The 17,970-nt window shown below is 75.6% G+C and carries 11 protein-coding genes; 7 read left to right on the top strand and 4 right to left on the bottom strand.

What is annotated here, in order from left to right; translation table 11 throughout:
- Nucleotides 1-48 precede the first annotated feature (48 nt).
- From IE180_RS08735 to IE180_RS08725, 3 genes are all read right to left on the bottom strand, one after another.
- Entirely contained in the window at nucleotides 49-1,884 is a 1,836-nt protein-coding gene (locus tag IE180_RS08735) for an ABC transporter ATP-binding protein (RefSeq protein ID WP_444545780.1), read from the bottom strand.
- A 214-nt stretch (nucleotides 1,885-2,098) separates the two neighbouring features.
- Nucleotides 2,099-4,720 carry a class III lanthionine synthetase LanKC gene (gene lanKC, locus IE180_RS08730; RefSeq protein WP_190156197.1) on the bottom strand — a complete coding sequence of 874 codons (2,622 nt, stop codon included), beginning with the start codon at nucleotides 4,718-4,720 and terminating at the stop codon, nucleotides 2,099-2,101.
- 62 nt (nucleotides 4,721-4,782) lie between these two features.
- Nucleotides 4,783-6,459 carry a cytochrome P450 gene (locus IE180_RS08725; protein ID WP_190156196.1) on the bottom strand — a complete coding sequence of 559 codons (1,677 nt, stop codon included), beginning with the start codon at nucleotides 6,457-6,459 and terminating at the stop codon, nucleotides 4,783-4,785.
- Nucleotides 6,460-6,637: 178 nt separating this feature from the next.
- On the opposite strand from IE180_RS08725, the gene IE180_RS37120 reads away from it, so the two are divergent.
- Nucleotides 6,638-9,559, top strand: a complete 2,922-nt coding sequence (locus tag IE180_RS37120) for a helix-turn-helix transcriptional regulator (protein ID WP_190156195.1) — start codon at nucleotides 6,638-6,640, stop codon at nucleotides 9,557-9,559.
- Between the two features lie 114 nt (nucleotides 9,560-9,673).
- Here IE180_RS37120 and IE180_RS08715 read toward each other — a convergent pair whose 3' ends face one another.
- The gene (locus IE180_RS08715; protein WP_190156194.1) at nucleotides 9,674-10,132 is read right to left on the bottom strand and encodes a Crp/Fnr family transcriptional regulator; all 459 of its coding nucleotides are present in this window, start codon (nucleotides 10,130-10,132) and stop codon (nucleotides 9,674-9,676) included.
- 226 nt (nucleotides 10,133-10,358) lie between these two features.
- Between IE180_RS08715 and IE180_RS08710 the strand changes: the two genes are divergently transcribed.
- The 6 genes from IE180_RS08710 to IE180_RS08685 all read left to right on the top strand — a co-directional run bounded on the left by IE180_RS08710 (nucleotide 10,359) and on the right by IE180_RS08685 (nucleotide 17,952).
- The gene (locus IE180_RS08710) at nucleotides 10,359-11,114 is read left to right on the top strand and encodes an amino acid ABC transporter ATP-binding protein (protein ID WP_190156193.1); all 756 of its coding nucleotides are present in this window, start codon (nucleotides 10,359-10,361) and stop codon (nucleotides 11,112-11,114) included.
- A 96-nt stretch (nucleotides 11,115-11,210) separates the two neighbouring features.
- Nucleotides 11,211-12,059, top strand: a complete 849-nt coding sequence (locus tag IE180_RS08705) for a glutamate ABC transporter substrate-binding protein (protein WP_190156192.1) — start codon at nucleotides 11,211-11,213, stop codon at nucleotides 12,057-12,059.
- Nucleotides 12,060-12,069: 10 nt separating this feature from the next.
- The gene (locus tag IE180_RS08700; protein ID WP_190156191.1) at nucleotides 12,070-12,735 is read left to right on the top strand and encodes an amino acid ABC transporter permease; all 666 of its coding nucleotides are present in this window, start codon (nucleotides 12,070-12,072) and stop codon (nucleotides 12,733-12,735) included.
- Complete coding sequence (locus IE180_RS08695; protein WP_190156190.1) at nucleotides 12,732-13,634, top strand: amino acid ABC transporter permease; 903 nt, start codon at nucleotides 12,732-12,734, stop codon at nucleotides 13,632-13,634. Before IE180_RS08700 ends, IE180_RS08695 begins: the two co-directional genes overlap by 4 nt.
- 193 nt (nucleotides 13,635-13,827) lie before the next feature.
- Nucleotides 13,828-15,432 carry a molybdopterin-dependent oxidoreductase gene (locus tag IE180_RS08690; protein WP_190156189.1) on the top strand — a complete coding sequence of 535 codons (1,605 nt, stop codon included), beginning with the start codon at nucleotides 13,828-13,830 and terminating at the stop codon, nucleotides 15,430-15,432.
- A 375-nt stretch (nucleotides 15,433-15,807) separates the two neighbouring features.
- Complete coding sequence (locus tag IE180_RS08685) at nucleotides 15,808-17,952, top strand: ATP-binding protein (RefSeq protein WP_190156188.1); 2,145 nt, start codon at nucleotides 15,808-15,810, stop codon at nucleotides 17,950-17,952.
- The last annotated feature ends 18 nt before the right edge of the window (nucleotides 17,953-17,970 follow it).

Here is a 17,970-nt window from a genome sequence, read left to right as displayed (position 1 = left end):
GCGGCGGGTCCGGGCGACGGGCCCTGACAGTGGGTTCAGGCGGTGGGTTCAGGCGGTGGGTTCGAGGAACTGGGTCGCGGCCAGTTCGGCGTAGAGGGGGTCACCGGCGAGGAGTTCGGCGTGCGTGCCGACCGCCCGCACGACGCCCCCGTCGAGCACGACGATCCGGTCCGCCGTCGCGACCGTGGACAGCCGGTGCGCCACGATCAGGACCGTCGTCGTCCGCGCGACGTCGGCGACGGTGTCCCGCAGCGCGGCCTCGTTCACCGCGTCCAGCTGCGACGTCGCCTCGTCCAGGAGCAGCAGCCGGGGGCGGCGGAGCAGCGCCCGGGCGATCGCCACCCGCTGCCGCTGCCCCCCGGAGAGCCGGGTGCCGCGATGCCCCACCAGCGTGTCCAGCCCCTCCGGCAGGCGCTCCACCAGCTCGTCGAGGCGCGCCGTGCGCAGGACCCGGTCCAGCTCGGGACCGCTCGCGCCGGGCCGGCCGAGCAGCAGGTTCTCCCGCAGGGAGCCGGACACGACGGGCGCGTCCTGCTCCACGTAACCGATGAGGGAGCGCAGTTCCCGCAGGTCCCAGCCGTCCAGGCGGCGCCCGTCCAGGAGGATGCTGCCTGCCGAGGCGTCGTAGAAGCGCTCCAGGAGCGAGAAGAGGGTGGTCTTGCCCGCTCCGGACGGGCCGACGAACGCCGTCGTGCCCCGGGACGGGACGGAGAAGCTCACCCCCCGGTGCACGGGCGGCAGTTCGGGGCCGTACCGGAAGTGCACGTCCCGGAACTCCAGACGGGCCGGTACGGGGGAGCGGGCGGGTTCCGCGGCCGGCGCGCCCGGCTCCGGCCCCCGGCCCGCCGGTTCGGCGCGCAGCGACTCCGTCTCCCGGATGCGGTTCACCGCGGCCGCGCCCAGGTGGTACTGGCTGACGCCGCCGACGAGTTGCTGCACGGCGGGCACCAGGTAGAACACGTACATCAGGAAGGCGATGAGCCGGCCGACGTCCAGGGCACCGGAGGCGACCCGGCTGCCGCCGATCGCGAGGACGGTGAAGAAGGCGGTCTGCACGGCGAGTTCGGCGGTGTTGCCGGCGAGCGCGAGCCACTTCGCCGCCCGCACCCCGGCCCGCCAGGAGCTCTCGGCCGCCGCGTGGACGGCGGCCTCGGCCCGGTCCTCCGCTCCGGAGGCCTTCATCGTGCGCAGCGCGCCGAGCGCCCGCTCCAGGGCGGCGCCGACCGCGCCGACCGACTCCTGGGCGGCGGTCCCGGCCTCGTTGACGCGCGCCATGACCGTGCGCACCACCCAGCCCGCGAGGAGCAGCACGCCGAGCGTCACGCCGGTGAGCACCGGGTCGAGCAGGCACATCAGGGCCGTGGTCACGACGAGGGTGAGCGCCCCGGTGGCGGTGCCGACGAGCGCGTCGGTGGTGACCTGCCGGAGCAGGGCCGCGTCGGAGGTGACCCGGGCGATCAGGTCGCCGGGCTCGGTCCGGTCGAACTCGCCGATCCGCAGCCGCAGGAGGTGCGAGGAGAGGCGCCGTCGCGCGGTGAGGACGACCGTCTCGGCGGCCCGGCGCAGCACGTATTGCGCGACCGGGCCCGCGAGCGCGGTGACGGCGACGAGGACCCCCATCGCCCACAGCACGCCGTCGAGGGGCCGGTCGTGGGTCAGGCCGTCGATGAGCCGCTCGGCCACGAGCGGGATCGTCAGCCCGGCGGCGGCGGTCACCAGGCTCAGCAGGGCGCCGAGGGCGAGCGCCGGCCAGGAGGGGCGGACGTGGTCGAGCAGGACGCGCCGGACGGAGGCGCCGGGCCGCCCGGGGGGTGCCGTGGCCTCCTCCGGTGGCGCCGCGGACTCCTCGGGCGGGACGTCGGGGTGGTGGGGCGGTGTCTTCACGGGATTCCTCGAAGCGGGTCGGGGACGCCGGCGCCCCGCCGGGCCGTCGGTGCCGGGGCCCTGCGGGGATCGTCGGTGCCGGGGCCGCCGTGGGGGCGGCCCCGGCACCGGACCCGTCAGCAGGTGCCCTTGTAGGAGGTCACGATGCTGTTGCAGGGGTGCGCGGACTCGGCCTCGCCGAGCGACTGCAGCTGGAGAACGCAGGCCATCTCTCTCACCTCCCTCCGTGTTCCGGAAGCGGTTCCCCGGTCGCGGGCGCCCGCAGATCGAGGAAGGGGACGATCGACGCGTTCCGTTCGAACGCGACGCCGAGGGCGACGAGCACGCCCGCCGAACCGCTGTCCAGGTCCATGGACAGCCGCAGGAGCTGGTTGCCGGGGAAGGCCGGGAGGCCTTCGTGGGAGACGGCGTGCCAGGACAGCCGCCGGACGTGCTCGCGCACGTGCGGCCGGTCCTCGGGCACGTCGAGAAGACCGAGGGTGGCGATGATGCCGGCCCGCCCCATGAACAGCGCGGGATGGCGGACGAACGGTGCCCGGCAGGCGTGCCGCACCCCGGCGACGACCCGCGCGAACTCGGCGGCGTCGGGATCCGTGGCGTCGGGGTCCCCGGCGTCGCCGGGGCGCGCGAGGTACCGGGCGAGGACCAGCGCGAGACCGCCGCTGCCGGGCCCCAGGTAGACCAGGTGCCGGTTGCCGTACAGGAGCCGGAAGCCCCCGTCCGGGAGGAACTGCCCCCGGTCCGTCTCCCGGCGCAGCGCCGTCCGCGCCGACTCCAGGTGACGGGGGTCGCCGGTGAGCTCGTGGAGCCGCAGGAAGAAGTACGCCACGCCCGCGAGCCCGTGTTCGAGCCCCACCCGCCCCCGCGCCGGGAACATCGCGGAGTCCGCGCGCCCCAGCTCCGCGGCGAGCGTCTCGCCGATGCCGAGGGCCTCCGCGCGCAGTCCGCCGTCGCCGGTGAGCGAGGCGAAGCCGAGCAGCCCCAGGCCGGCGCCCGCGAGACCCGAGTGCAGTCCGGGCGCCCGCAGCCCCGCGTGGAGCGCGCGGGCCCGGTCGAGCGCGTCCAGGGCCTCGTCACGGCGCCCGAGCGCGTCGAGTGCCGCCGCCACGCCGTGCAGACCGTCCATCAGACCGGGGCGCGGGTCCTTCGCCCGCCGCACGGCCGCCGTCAGCCACTCCACGTGCTCCTCCGGCACCTCGGCGCCCGCCTGACGCAGCGCCCACAGCACCCCGGCGGCTCCGGAGGCGACGGAGAGGCCGCCCGTGCCGAACTGCTGGGGGTCGCCGGGGAAGAGCCGGTCCGTGCGCCCCGGGGTCGCGCTCGCCCGGATGCCGGCGACCAGGGCGTCCCGCACGGCGGGCCAGTCCTCCGGCGTCCCGGCGAACAGCCGGGCCGCGGTGTCCTCGCCGAAGGGCTCGCGACCCTCGCCCAGTTTGCGGACGAGACGGGCGCCGAAGCCCTCGGGCACCGGGAAGTGCGCGGTGATGACGTCGGTGAGGGTGGCGTACTTGACGGGGTCGCGCTCCTGGAGCGGGTTGACCGGCAGGAACATCCACTGCCGCAGGCAGTTCAGGGCGTACGCGTCGGCCTCCCGCCCGGACATCCCCTCGGGCGCGGTGAAGCCGGGCGCGCCGAGCGCCGGCGGCTTCGGGTCGTCGAGGTCGCCGGCGATCTCGAAGTCGATCAGGGCCACCCGCCCGTCGGGCCGCAGGATGACGTTCGCCGGATGCAGGTCGGCGAAGCGCACCCCGCGCGCGTGGACGGCCGTCAGCGCCCGGTCCACCTTCGCCAGGACGCCGGTCGCCCACTCGGTGTACTCGGCGAGCCACTCGTCCGAGGGCTCGGGACTCCCGAGCGGATAGCGGGCGAACACCTCCTCCAGGAGCGTCTCGCCCTCGACGTACTCCTCGACGAGGAAGTGGTGCTCCCAGACGACCAGGTGGTCGAGGACCCGGGGCACGCAGTCGAGGCCGTCGAGCCGCTCCAGGACCTCCCGCTGCCGGGCCAGCCGGGCGACGGCGTCGGCGCCGTCGCGGTCGAGGCCCGCGTGCGGCCGGGCCTCCACGAGGACGACGTAGCCGCCCCCGTCCCGGGACCTGGCCAGGTAGACCCCGCCGCCGTTGGAGAAGTGCAGCGACTTCTCGATCAGGTACGGGAACTCCCCGCCGCCCGCCGTGCGGCGCTCGACCGACTCCCGCAGCACCTCCGGGACCGTCACCCACTCCGGGACCGTGAAGACCGGGTCGCGCCGGTCCGGCACCAGGGAGCCGTCCGGCGCCCGCACGGCGTACACGAGCTCGCCGCCGGGCGCCGTGTACGTCAGCGGCACGAACGCGCCGTACCGCACGTACACGGGGGAGTCCTCGTACCGGACGTCGCTGAGGACGTACGGGCCGGTGAAGCCCTTCAGGAGCGCCGCGAGCTCCGGCAGCAGCTCGCCGAGGACGGTGTCGTCCGCCGGGTACAGGGTGAGGAGCTTGCCGCTGCCGCCCCGGTCGGCGTACTTGCTGTTCAGGAGACGCAGCGCGGCCCCGCTGCGGAGGAACTTGAAGGTGACGCCCCGGGCGAGGCAGAACGCGGAGACGAGGTCGCACACGGCGGCCGCGTCGGCGGCCGTGGCGGACACGTGGATCTTCCAGCCCTGCTCGGGCAGCCGCCCGTCCCGGGGTTCGAGGACCGTCCACAGACCGTTGGCGCGGCGGCGCCAGCCGGGCGGGCAGGGCCGCGTCCCGGCCTCGAACAGACTGTCCTCGTCCCGCATGTGCCACGGCGGTTCGAAGAAGGCCGGATCGGCCTGACAGTAGGCCATCAGCTCCGGAATCGTGGTGGCTTCCATGCGGACGTCTCCCGTGCGAGAAGGGGCTGCGAGAAGAGGAGGGGAAGTGCCGGACGCGGGCGCTACGGGCGGTCCTCGGGGCCCTCGGGACCCTCGGGACCCTCGGGGCCGAGGAGGACCGGCAGGGCCAGCAGGTACCGCACCCGGCTCCTGCGGTAGTGCAGCTCCCGTGTGCCGGGGGCCAGGTCCAGGCCGGGGAACCGGCGGGCCAGGGCGCCGAGCGCCGTGCGGACCAGTGCCCGGGCGAAGCCGGCGCCGAGGCACGCGTGCCGCCCGTGGCCGAAGGAGGCGTGGGGGTACGGGGCGCGCCCCAGGTCGGGTCCCCGGGCAGCTCCCGCCGACGGCACCGCGGCCGGGTCGTGCGGCACCACGGCCGGGTCGTGGTTCGCGGCCGTCAGGGAGGCCAGCACGTGGTGCCCCGCCGGGATCCGGACACCGGCCGTGTCGACCGGTGCGACGACGCGCCGTGCGAACCCCACCGGATACGGCGTGACGTGACGCAGCAGTTCCTCGGTGGCCGGCCCGGCGACCGCGTCCGGGTCCCCGGCGAGCAGCCGCCACTGGTCACGGCGGGCGAGGAGCGCGGCGACACCGTTCCCGAGGAGCGTCGTCGTCGGCCGGGCCCCCGACACCAGGAGCAGCCGGGCCGCCGCGACCACCTCCTCGTCGCGGACCGCGTCGCCCCCGCCGGCGCACATCCGGCCGAGGAGGTCGTCGGCGGGCCGCTTCCGCCGCTCCGCGACGAGACCGCCCAGGTAGGCGTCGACGTCCTCGTGCGCGGCGGGCGGGGGCGTCGGCACCCGCCGGACCAGCCAGTCGGCGAGGTACGGCCGGTCCGGTTCCGGCACGCCCAGGAGCACGCACAGCGCGGCCACGGGCAGCGGGACCGCGAACGCGGCCACCAGATCGACCTCCCGGTCCCGGGGCAGCGCGTCCAGGAGCCCGTCCGTGACCCGGCGCAGCCGGGGCAGGAGCGAGTCGACCCACTCCTCGGTGAGGTGCCGCTCGACGAGCCCGCGCAGCCGCTCGTGCTCCCCGGCGTCGACCGTGATCGTGTCGGCGTCGCCCGGATGGACGGCCGCCGGCCCGGCCGGCTGCGGCCGGTACCCGGCCGTCGTCGCGGTGTCCCCCCGCAGCCCCGGATCCGCCAGGACCGCCCGCGCCGCCCCGTACCCCGTGACGACCCAGGTCGGTACGGAGCCGGGCGAGGCGAGCCGGTGGACCGGCCCGGCCGCCGCGAAGCGGCGCATGACCGAGGGCTCGTGCAGGTCCGCCGGGCAGAGCGCCCGGTTCCGTACGGGGCGCTCCTCCTCGGCCGGTCCCGTCCGCAGCTCCGTGAGGAACCGCTCGACGGCCGGCCCGGACCCGTCGTCCGGGTCCGGCAGCACCAGGACCGGGCAGGCGAGGCCGAGGGCCGGGACGTCCGCCGGGGGCTCCGGAACGATCGCCACCACGGCGACGACCCGCTCCGGATGCCGGTCCGCCAGCTCGAACACCGCGCCGCAGGCCCGGCCCTCCGCCGCGAGGACCATCCGGTCCGGACTGTCCTGCGCCCCCAGGAAGCCGGTGAGCCGCGCGGTCCAGTCGCCCTCCCCGCCCCCCGTGGGCGGGGTGAGCGTCCGGACCCGCAGGCCGCCCCGTACCGCGAGCGCCTCCAGACCGGCCGGACCCGTGCCCGTACACCCTTCGCCGAGGAGCACGAGCTCCCCGGATCCCCCCGACGCCGGTACGGCGTTCATGTCGCACTCCCCCCGAAGCACTTACGGCGGCCGGCGGGCTTTCGGCCGTGGTGCCCGCCTGCCGCATAGCCTCCGCCGCCGGGGGGAACGGCGACAGAGTGGACACCTACTCAAACCCCGGCGGACACCTACTCAACGGACAAGCGACACAAGGGCGGAGAAGGGGGTGGGGGCGCCGGTGACGGACGACGGAAGACCCCTGCCCCTCACCGGGCGATCCCTGCCTCCCACCGAGCGGCCCTCGTCCTTCGCCGAGCGGCCGTCGCCCTTCACCGGGCGACCCTCGTCCTTCGCCGAGCGGCCCTCGCCCTTCACCGGGCGACCCCTGCCCTTCACCGGGCGCCACACCGAACTCGAGCGCCTGCGCGGCGGACTGCGCCGACCGGGCTGCCGGGGCGTCGTCATCACGGGGGAGGGCGGCGTCGGGAAGAGCAGGCTCGCCGTCGAGTTCGCCGACGAGGTCGCCGCGCGCCACCGGACCGTGCGGCTCCCGGTGAGCGAGGCCGCCTCGCACGTCCCCCTCGCGGCCTTCGCCCCCCACCTCACCGGCCCCGCGCTCCCCGGTGAACTCGGTCGCCACTTCCAGGAGTTGCGGCAGCTGCTCGCCGTCCCGGCAGGCCGGCCCCGCACCCTGCTCCTGGTGGACGGCATCCACCACCTGGACGATTCCTCCCTCACCCTGCTCTCCGCGCTCGCCACCGACGCGGCCACCGCCCCGGCACCCGGCTTCTTCCTGGTCGCCACCCTGCCCCAGGGCGCGGACTGGCCCGAGGCCCTGCGCGCGCTCTGGCACCAGGACGCCGTGGAACACCTCCGCGTCGGACCCCTCGACCGGGCCGCCACCGCCCGTCTCCTCGCCGACACGCTCGGCGCACCCGTCACCGCCCCCGCCGTACGGGCCCTGTGGGAGGCGGGACGGGGCAACGCCCTGTGGACCCGGGAGATCCTGCGCGCCGCCGTCCGGGAGGGCACCCTGCGGCCCGTGGACGACGTGTGGTGCCTCACCGGCCCGCTGGACGACGCCCTGCTCGACGCGCCCGCCGAAGGACGCTTCCGCGGGATCCCGGAGGACCGGCGGACCCTGCTGCGGCTGCTCGCCCTGTGCGGCCCGCTCGGGCTCGCCGACGCCCTGGCGCGGGTGACGCCCGAGGCCCTCGCCGCCCTGGAGGAGGAGCACCTCGTCGTCGTCACCGAGGACGACCGGCGCAGCCGGGTCCAGCTGGCCCACCCCTGGCACGCCCTGCTCCTCCGCCGGGGCACGCCCCGCCTCCTCGCCCGCGCCCTCCTGCTCGAACAGGCCGGACGCTTACGGGAGCACGGGGCGAGGCGGCACGGCGACGCGCTCTCCCTCGCCCGCTGGGAGCTCGACGCCACCGGCACCGCCGACCCCGAGCTGCTCGTCCGCGCGGCCGGGCACGCCCTGGACGACGGGGACGTGGACACCATGTGCCGGCTAGCCCGGGCCGCCCTGGCACGGGGCCCCCACGTCGTGGCCGGGCTGCTGCTCGGCGAAGGGCTCGGCCAGCGCGGCGAGTTCACCGAGAGCATCCCCGTCCTGGAACGGGCCTTCGACGAGGCCCGCTCGCCGGGCGAGGTCGAGTCCGCCGCCGCGGCGCTCTCCCAGCACCACCTGTACGGCCTCGGCGACGCCCCCGCCGCGCTCGGAATCCTCGACCGGGCCGCCGACCGGATCGGGGCCCGGCCCGTGCTCACGGCCTGCCGGGCCACCCTGCTCAGCGCCGTCGGCCGCAACGACGAGGCGGCCGACGTCCTGGCCCTGGCCGAGGGCGCCGACCCGAAACCCGGCGACGGCGGCGACGCGTGGACCCAGGCGGACGTGCTGCTGTTGCAGGCGCACCTGCGGGTTCGGCTCGCCGCCGGGCGCGTCGACGAGGCCGTACGGACCGGCCGGCACGCCTACGCCGTCCAGAGCGGGCTCGCCGACCGCTGGACCGCCTACTACCCGGCCCGCAGCCTGTACCTCGTGGCGGCCGCCCTCCTGGAGTCGGGCCGCCTCGACGAGGCGGAACGCACCGCCCTCGAAGGCCAGGAGGCGACGCGGGACGCGGTTCCGGCGCTCACCGTCTGGTTCGCCTGGGTCCGCGGCCGCATCGCCCTCGAACGCGGCCTCGTCACCGACGCCCTGGCCCACTTCCGCGAGGCCCGCGCCCTCGCCCGCCACTGCGGACAGCCCTTCGCCGAACAACGCGCCCTCGCGGGTCTGGTCCTCGCCGCGGCCCAGACGGGCCGCATCGCCCCGGAGGCGGAGGCCCTGGCGCCGGCACCCGCCCCCGCCCGGGCGTCCGGGGCGGTCGCCGGGGACGCGCCGGGCCCCGCCGCCGCGGTCGCCGGGGGTGCGTCGATGCCCGCCCGGCCGCCCGGCGCGGACGTGCCGACGCCGGTGCCCCCGCCGTACAGCCCGCTCTGCCAGGTCGACACCCTTCGCGCCCACGGCTGGGTCCGGCTGTTGCGGGGAGCGGACGGTCCCGCGCGGGAGCTGATGCTCGGCGCCGCCCGCGCGGCGCTCGCCCGGGGCGAGGCGACCGTCGCCACGGCACTGCTCCACGACGTCCTGCGCTGGGGGTCGCGGGGCTCCCGTGCGGGGGCCGGTGCCGTCGCGGCGGAACTGACGGCGGCGACCGCGCTCGTCCAGGGCTCGCTCGCGGAGCTCCGGGGCGCCCACGCGGCGGCGACGGCCCCGGCGGACGGGCCCGACCCGGAGGCCCTGGAGGCCGTCGCCGAGCGGATGGGCGCGCTCGGCCTGCACCTGTACGCGGCCGAGGCGTTCGGGGAGGCGGCCGGGGCGTGGCGGCGCCGGGGCCGGACGGCGGGCGCCGCGCGGGCCGCCGCCCGGTCCCTCGCGCTGCGCGGCCGGTGTCAGGAGGCGGCCACCCCGGCGCTCGCCGGAGCCGCGGCGGCGGTGCCGCTCAGCGCGCGGGAGCGGGACATCGCGCTGATGGCCGCGCGCGGCCGCACGAGCCGGGAGATCGCCGAGGCGTACGTCCTGTCCGTGCGGACCGTGGAGAACCACCTCGGCAGGATCTACCGCAAGCTCGGCGTCAGCGGCCGGGCGGACCTGGCGGACGTCCTCCTCGCCTGACGGTCCGGGCCTGACGGTCCCGGCCCGCCCGTCCCCGGCCCGACCGGCGCCGTGCCGTCCGTACGGCGCCGGTCGGGCCGGGCAGGTCACGACGCCGCTCCGGCGCGCCGCCGGTCAGGCCAGGACGCCGCTGCCGTGCGGGGCGTACAGGTCGAGGAGGCGGACCCGGGTCACATGGAGGCGGTGGGCGAGGATCGACCCCACCCAGAAGATGACCGAGGCGCCGAACTCCGCGTCCGAGTGGCACATCGACCGCACGGCCGAGGCGTCGAACTCGTACGCCCGGACCGGTGTCATCGCCTCGGCCCCCGACTGGCACAGGTACGGCGGGAACAGCCAGGAGAGCCCGACCAGCTCGCCGTGGCGCAGCGTCTCGATCACGGGCGACCCCCGGCCCGGGACCTTCGCGTCGAGGGTCACCGCGCCGGTCTTCACGATCCAGAACCGGTCGGCGTGCTGCTGCTCCTCGAACAGGCGGTGACCGGATTCGAAGTACACGTCCTCGGCGAAGGCCATCAGGCGCTCCCGGTGCTCCTGGGGCAACGTGCTGACCTTCGGCGCGGCTCTGCTCATGGCGGTCCCTCCTCGCACACTCGGATCCCCATCCCAGTGTGGGCCCGGCCGTCGCCGCGCGCAGGATCCGGGCCGCCCGGCGCGGCCGCCACGAGGGCGGGCCCCGCGGCGTGCCCGTGCGCTCACCCTCCGTGCGCCCGCCGTCCGGAGTGCGCCGGTCGGGTGGAGGGCGGAGCATGAACGTGGGGAGGGAGCGGCAAGCGGGGGCGCGACCCAGGAGGGTGCCATGCCCGTCCCGGACGGCGGCGACGCGCTCGTCGTACTGCGCGGGGTCGACAAGCACTTCGGCCCCCTGCACGTCCTCCAGTCCATCGACCTCACGATCCACCGCGGCGAGGTCGTCGTCGTCATCGGGCCGTCCGGCTCGGGGAAGTCGACGCTGTGCCGGGCGATCAACCGCCTGGAGACCATCGACGCGGGCGAGATCGTCGTCGACGGGCGGCCGCTGCCCGCCGAGGGCCGCGAACTGGCGGCCCTGCGGGCCGACGTGGGCATGGTCTTCCAGTCCTTCAACCTCTTCGCGCACAAGACCGTGCTCGACAACGTGACCCTCGGCCAGATCAAGGTCCGCAAGAAGGACCGGAAGAAGGCCGAGGAGAGGGCCCGCACCCTCCTCGACCGGGTCGGCGTCGCCTCGCAGGCCGACAAGTACCCGGCTCAGCTCTCCGGGGGCCAGCAGCAGCGCGTGGCGATCGCCCGCGCCCTCGCCATGGATCCGAAGGTGATGCTCTTCGACGAGCCGACCTCCGCGCTCGACCCGGAGATGATCAACGAGGTCCTGGAGGTCATGCGGCAGCTCGCGCAGGACGGCATGACGATGGTGGTCGTCACCCACGAGATGGGCTTCGCCCGCTCCGCCGCCCACCGCGTGGTCTTCATGGCCGACGGCCGGATCGTCGAGGCGACGACCCCGGACGAGTTCTTCGGCAACCCGCGCAGCGACCGCGCCAAGGACTTCCTCTCCAAGATCCTCCACCACTGACCCGTCCAGGAGCCCCCGTCCTTCCGAGACCCTCCACCACCGAGCCGCGGCCGCCCCGGCCGGTCGCCCGATCAGCAGCCCCCAGGGGTGATCCTCATGAACCCGCTCAGGACCAGCAGGGCCGTCGTGGCGGCCGCCGCGACGGTCGTCCTCTCCGTCACCTCGACAGGACTCGCGAACGCCGCGACCGGAGCGCTCCGCGACCACCGCGACGGCGACAAGATCACCATCGGCATCAAGTTCGACCAGCCCGGCATCGGCCTGAAGACCCCCGACGGCACCTACACCGGCTTCGACGTCGACGTGGCGACCTACGTCGCCAAGCAGCTCGGCCACAAGCCGTCCGACATCGAGTGGAAGGAGGCCAAGAGCGCCGACCGCGAGACGCTGCTCCAGCGCGGCGACGTGGACTTCATCGCGGCCTCGTACTCGATCAACGACAAGCGGCTGGAGAAGGTCGACTTCGCGGGTCCCTACCTCCTCGCCCACCAGGACGTCCTGATCCGGGCGGACGACGACTCCATCAAGAAGCCGTCCGACCTGAACGACAAGAAGCTCTGCTCGGTCACCGGCTCGACCTCCGCGCAGAACGTCAAGGACAAGATCGCCCCCAATGCCCAACTCCAGGAGTACGGCGGCTACTCCGAGTGCCTGACCGGACTGGAGAACGGGGTCATCGACGCCGTCACCACCGACGACTCGATCCTCGCCGGCTACGCCTCGCAGCCCGAGTTCAAGGGCAAGTTCAAGCTGGGCGGCTTCAAGATGAGCAACGAGAACTACGGCATCGGCGTCCAGAAGGGCAGCGACCTCAAGGGCGAGATCAACACGGCCCTGCAGAAGATGGTCGCCGACGGCTCCTGGGACGCGGCGGTCAAGAAGAACTTCGGCCCCGCCGGCTACCAGAACGAGCCCGCCCCGAAGATCGGCGTCGTCGTCAAGTGAGCAGGCCGTCGTGTTCGACTTCCTCCAGGGGTACGACCTGCTCGGAGCCTTCTGGGTGACGGTGCAGCTCACCGTCTACTCCGCGATCGGCTCCCTCGTCTGGGGGACGCTGCTGGCCGCGATGCGCGTCAGCCCCGTCCCCCTCATGCGGGGCTTCGGCACCGCCTACGTCAACATCGTCCGCAACATCCCCCTCACCGTCATCATCGTCTTCACCTCGCTCGGCCTCTTCCAGACCCTCGGGGTCAGCCTCGGCGCCGAACGCTTCACCACCATCAACTTCCGGCTCGCCGTCCTCGGCCTCACCGCCTACACCAGCGCGTTCGTCTGCGAGGCCCTCCGCTCCGGCATCAACACCGTCCCCCTCGGACAGGTCGAGGCCGCCCGCGCCATCGGACTGAACTTCCCCCAGGTGCTGCGCCTGATCGTGCTCCCCCAGGCCTTCCGCTCCGTCGTCGGCCCGCTCGCCAACGTCCTCATCGCCCTCACCAAGAACACCACCGTGGCCGCCGCCATCGGCGTCGCCGAGGCGGCCCTGCTGATGCGCGAGATGATCGAGAACGAGGCCCAGCTCCTCCTCATCTCCGTGATCTTCGCCGTCGGCTTCCTCTGCCTCACCCTGCCCACCGGGCTCTTCCTCGGCTGGGTGGCCAAGAAGGCGGCGGTGAAGCGGTGAAGGACAAGCCCACCGTCCTCTACGACGTCCCCGGCCCGCGCGCCCACCGGCGCAACCTCGCCTGGAGCCTGCTGTTCGTGCTCGTCCTCGCCGCCGTGGTGTGGTGGGTCGTGACGAGCCTCGCCGACAAGAACCAGCTCGAATGGTCCAAGTGGGCGCCCTTCTTCACCGACGCCCGCGTCTGGGAGACGTACATCCTGCCCGCCCTGAAGAACACCGTGATCGCCGCCGCGCTCGCCATGGTCATCGCCCTGCCCCTGGGCGCGTTCCTCGGCATCCTCCGGCTCTCCGACCACCGGTCCGTCCGCGCCGTGGCCGGCACCGTCGTCGAGTTCTTCCGGGCCATCCCCGTCCTGATCCTGATGCTCTTCGCGAACGCCGCCTACTCCGAGTTCACCGACATCAGCCCGGACACCCGCCCCCTGTACGCCGTCGTCACCGGCCTCGTCCTCTACAACGCCTCCGTGCTCGCCGAGGTCGTCCGCGCCGGCATCCTCGCCCTGCCCGCCGGCCAGACCGACGCCGCCAAGGCCATCGGCATGCGCAAGGGCCAGACCATGGTCCACGTCCTCCTGCCGCAGGCCGTCACCGCCATGCTGCCCGCCCTGGTCAGCCAGCTCGTCGTCATCGTCAAGGACACCGCCCTCGGCGGCGCGATGCTCGGCTTCTCCGAACTCCTCGCCTCCGTCCGTCCGATGAGCGCCAACTACGGAGCCAACACGATCGCCTGCTTCACCGTCGTCGCCGTGATCTTCATCGTCCTCAACTTCGCGCTCACCACCTTCGCCTCCCGGCTCGAACGCCGGCTGCGCCGCGGCAAGAAGTCCACCGGCGCGGTCGTCGGGGCCGAGGCGGTGGAGGAACTGGCCACGCCGGGCGAGCACCCGGACACGCGCTGAGACCCCGACAGGGCGAACACCGGGACGGGTGCCGGGGCCCGCCGGGCCGGCGCTCCCGGTACGTCCCGGGGCCCGGCCGGGCGGGCGCTCCCGGCGTGCCCAGGGGCCCGGCCGGGCGAGCCCCGGGACGCGTGCCGGGGCCGTACGGGTGACGCGGCCCATCCGCACGGCCCGGCATGCCGAAACACCCACCATGGAAGCCACCCGGAACCCGCGCGAGCCGCACCACGAACCCACCCGCACCGACCGCCTCCTCGCCGCGCTCGGCGGCCTGGTCTCGGCGTACGTCTCCCTGGCCGTCGCGGACCTCGTCGCCCGCCGGGTACGCCCCGAGGCGGGTCCCGTGCCCGCCGTCGGCGGCGCCGTCGTCGACCGGACCCCGGCGGTCCTCAAGGAATGGGCGATCCGTGCCTTCGGCGAGAACGACAAGACCGTCCTCCAGCTCGGCATCCTGCTCCTCCTCGCCCTCCTCGCCCTCGCGGTCGGGCTGCTCGCCCTGCGCCACCGCCCGCTCGGCACGGCGGCCGTCGCCGCCTTCGGCGTCCTCGGGGCCCTCGCCGCCGTCACCCGCCCCGACTCCGAGTCCGCCGTGGACGCCGTGCCCTCCCTCGTCGGAGCCGCGGCCGGCGCGCTCCTCCTGTACGTCCTGACCGGCCGGCTCCTCACCCCCCGCCCCGGAACCGCGCAGTCCGGAACCTCCCGGGCCGACCGGCGTGGCTTCCTGATCGTCGCCGCCTCCACCGGCCTCGCCGCGACCGGCGCCGCCGCACTCGGCCGCGCGGTCGGCAGCCCCGTACAGGAGAACGCCGCCGCCTCCCGCGACGCCCTGCGCCTGCCCCGGCCCGCTTCCCCCGCACCGGCCGTGCCCGCCGGAGCGCGGCTCGCCGTCCCCGGCATCAGCCCGTTCGTCACCCCGAACCGGGACTTCTACCGCGTCGACACCGCGCTCATCGTCCCCCGAGTCGACGCCGACCACTGGCGGCTGCGCCTCCACGGCCTCGGCGTCCGCGAGGAACGCACCCTCACCCTGCGGGAACTCATGGCCCGGCCGACGGTGGAGCGGGACATCACCCTGTGCTGCGTCTCCAACGAGGTCGGCGGTCCGCTCGTCGGCAACGCCCGCTGGCTCGGCGTCCCCCTCGCACCCCTGCTCCGCGAGGCCGGCGTCCGCCCGCCCTCCGAGGGCGGCCCCGCCGACCAGCTGGTCGCCCGCTCCGTCGACGGCATGACCATCGGCACCCCCGTCGAAGCCGTCATGGACGGCCGCGACGCCCTCCTCGCCTTCGGGATGAACGGCGAACCCCTGCCCTTCGCCCACGGCTTCCCCGTCCGCATGGTCGTCCCCGGCCTGTACGGCTACGTCTCCGCCTGCAAGTGGATCGAGACGATCGAACTCACCACCTTCGACGCGTACGACGCCTACTGGGTCCCGCGCGGCTGGGCGGCGCAGGCCCCCGTCAAGACGCAGTCCCGCATCGACACCCCGCGCGCCGGCGCCCGCCCCGCCGCCGGCACCGTCATGGTCGCCGGGGTCGCCTGGGCCCAGCACCGGGGCATCCGCCGGGTCCAGGTGCGGATCGACGACGGCCCCTGGCAGGACGCCCGGCTCGCGGCCGAGGACGGCGCCGACACCTGGCGCCAGTGGGTCCACCCCTGGGCCGCCGCCCCCGGCCGCCACACCCTCACCGTCCGCGCCACCGACGGCACCGGCGCCACCCAGCCGGAACGCCGCACCGACACCGTGCCCGACGGGGCACAGGGATGGCACTCGGTCGTCGTCACGGTCGGAGGAGGGTGATCCCGGCGCCGTCGCGCGCTCGGAACCGGTGCAGGCGGTGCGGGGAGCGTTCGCCGGGGAACAGGGCGTCGGCGCGCGCGGCCGGTGGGCCCGGACGTGCCCGGCGCGCACCAGGGCGTCCGGGGAGGGGCCGCCGAGGCGGACCGCGCCCAGGTCCCGTACCTCCAGGGAGGGACCGGGCTCCCGGTCGGTCGGGACGCACTCGGCCCTGCCGTTCTCCCCCCGGTACCGCCGCCTCCCCGGAACACCGGCGCCACCACCCGTGGCGCCCCGCACGGTGCGGTCCCGCCCCGGGTCCGGGTCAAACGATTCTCCGCTCCGGAGCGGAGACCGGCGGCGTAACGAACCGGTTCCACCGGCCCGTTCGCGGCGCGCATGAGGGAGACTGCTCCCGTGCGTGGACATCTGCCGGACGAGAACCCCGGTTTCGTGGGACGCCGCACGGAACTGGAGGGCGTGTCCGCCGCGTTGGCGGACCACCGACTCGTCACCGTGACCGGCGTCGGGGGAGTCGGCAAGACCCGGCTCGCGCTGCGCGCCGCGCACCGCGCCGCCGACGGCCACCCGGACGGCGCCTGGTGGACCGACCTCTCCCAGCTCGACGGCGACCGGCTCCTCGTCCCGCTCGTCGCCGACTCCGTCGACCTCGCCGACCACACCCCCGGCATGTCCACCACCGGCCTCTGCCGACGCCTCGCCGACGCCCGGCTGCTCCTCGTCCTCGACTCCTGCGAGCACCTCGCCGAACCCTGCGCCCGACTCGTCACCGAACTCCTCGCCGCCGCCCCCGGACTCACCGTCCTCGCCACCAGCCGCCGCCCCCTCGGCGTCCGGGGGGAGCGGGTCGTCGCCCTCGACCCGCTGCCGCCCGCCGGACCCGACGCCCTGGAACTCCTCCGCCGGGCCGCCGGCGAGGACCTCCCCGCCGCCGGACCCGCCGGCGAGATCTGCGTACGCCTGGAAGGCATCCCGCTCGCCCTGGAACTGGCCGCCGCGCAGATCCGCCTCCAGGGCGCCGAAGCCGTCCGCGACCAGCTCGGCACCCGCCTCGACGCCCCGCCGGGCGCCCGCTTCGACCTGCTCGCCCACACCGAGCGGGTCTGGCCGAGCCGCCACCAGACCCTGCGCGCCGCCATCGGCTGGAGCCACGAGCTGAGCACCCCCCTCGAACGCCTCCTCTGGGCCCGGCTCTCCGTCTTCCGCGGCCCCTTCGACCTCGCCTCCGCGACCGCCGTCTGCGCCGGCGGTCCCCTGGACCGCACCACGCTGCCCGGCGCGCTCGACGGACTCGTCCGTTCCTCCGTGGTCCGCCCGCCGGACGCCGCCGGCGGACTCCGGATGCTCGACACCCTCCGCGCGTACGGGGCGACCTGGCTGGACCGCACCGGCGAGACCGCGACGGTCGCCGAACGGCACGCCGCCCACTTCCTGGGCCTGGCCCGCCGGGCCGAGACCGCTTGGCACGGCGCCCGCCAGCTCCGCTGGTACCGGACCGTCGACGCGCACCACACCGACCTGCGCACCGCCCTGGACCGGCTGCTGCGCACCGACCCCGACGCCGCCCTCGACCTCGTCGGCTCCGTCGCCTTCGCCTGGTCCTGCCGGGGCCGCCTCCACGAGGCCCGCGACGGCCTCGAACGGGCCCTGCTCCTCAGCGGGTCCCGGGGCCGCGCCCGGGCCCGCGCCCTGTGGGCCCTCGGCGTCACCCTGGTCCTGCAGGGCGAGTCCGGCGCCGCGCAGGAGGTGAGCGAGCGCTGCGCCCGGGAGGCCAGGTACACGGAGCACGTCGAGCCCTCGCCGCACGGGGGAGACCCCCGCGGCGACCGCGACCGGTCCGGCGGCCGCGACCGGTCCGGCGGCCGCGACCGGCCCGGCGACCTCACCCTCGACGCCGCCGCCCTCGCCGGGCTCATCGCCCTGACCACCGGCCGGCCGATGGCCGCGCACGTCGTCGTGGGCCACGTCCTCGACGCCGCCCGGGGCGGGCCCGCCGACTCCGCCGCCCGGCTCCGCTGCCGGCTCGTACGGGTCTTCGCCCTCACCGGCCTCGGCCGCCTCGCCGAGGCCCGGGAGCGGGCGCTCCGGCTGCGCGCCCGGTGCGAGGAGCTCGACGAGCACTGGGTCCGCACGGCCCTCGAGTACCAGCTCGCCCTCACCGGCCTCCTGGAGGGCGACCCGGCGGCCGCCGCCGACCACGCCCGCGCCATGCTCGAAGGCACCCGCGGCCTCGGTGCCAGCCTCGGCGTCGCCCTCGGCCTCGACGTCCTCGCCACCGCCCTCGCGGCGGCCGGGGACGGCGAGCGCGCCGCCGACGTGAGCGGCACGGGCGAGGCGTACTGGCGCTCCACCGGCCAGCCCCGGCGCGGCCTGCCCGGCCTGCGGGCCCTGAGCGAGAAGTACGCGGACACCGCCCGCGCGACGATCGGCGACCCCGCCTACGAGGAGATCTTCGTCCGCGCCCTCACGGGCCCCCCGCAGGCCGGCCTCGACCGTGCCCTGCGCGCTCCCCGACAGGACTGAGGGGGCGCACCTGCTCCT

It is taken from the genome of Streptomyces litmocidini, assembly GCF_014649755.1.
Lineage (GTDB): Bacteria > Actinomycetota > Actinomycetes > Streptomycetales > Streptomycetaceae > Streptomyces > Streptomyces litmocidini.
Note: the sequence above shows the minus strand (reverse complement) of the source record. Positions and strands in the feature narration are given on the sequence as shown.

What these genes read in the sequence shown, in the direction of transcription:
- lanKC (WP_190156197.1), bottom strand. Translation starts at nt 4,720, where the DNA reads ATGGAAGCCACCACGATTCCGGAGCTGATGGCCTACTGTCAGGCCGAT.
- IE180_RS08705 (WP_190156192.1), top strand. Translation starts at nt 11,211, where the DNA reads ATGAACCCGCTCAGGACCAGCAGGGCCGTCGTGGCGGCCGCCGCGACG.
- IE180_RS08710 (WP_190156193.1), top strand. Translation starts at nt 10,359, where the DNA reads ATGCCCGTCCCGGACGGCGGCGACGCGCTCGTCGTACTGCGCGGGGTC.
- IE180_RS08725 (WP_190156196.1), bottom strand. Translation starts at nt 6,459, where the DNA reads ATGAACGCCGTACCGGCGTCGGGGGGATCCGGGGAGCTCGTGCTCCTC.
- IE180_RS08715 (WP_190156194.1), bottom strand. Translation starts at nt 10,132, where the DNA reads ATGAGCAGAGCCGCGCCGAAGGTCAGCACGTTGCCCCAGGAGCACCGG.
- IE180_RS08690 (WP_190156189.1), top strand. Translation starts at nt 13,828, where the DNA reads ATGGAAGCCACCCGGAACCCGCGCGAGCCGCACCACGAACCCACCCGC.
- IE180_RS08685 (WP_190156188.1), top strand. Translation starts at nt 15,808, where the DNA reads ATGAGGGAGACTGCTCCCGTGCGTGGACATCTGCCGGACGAGAACCCC.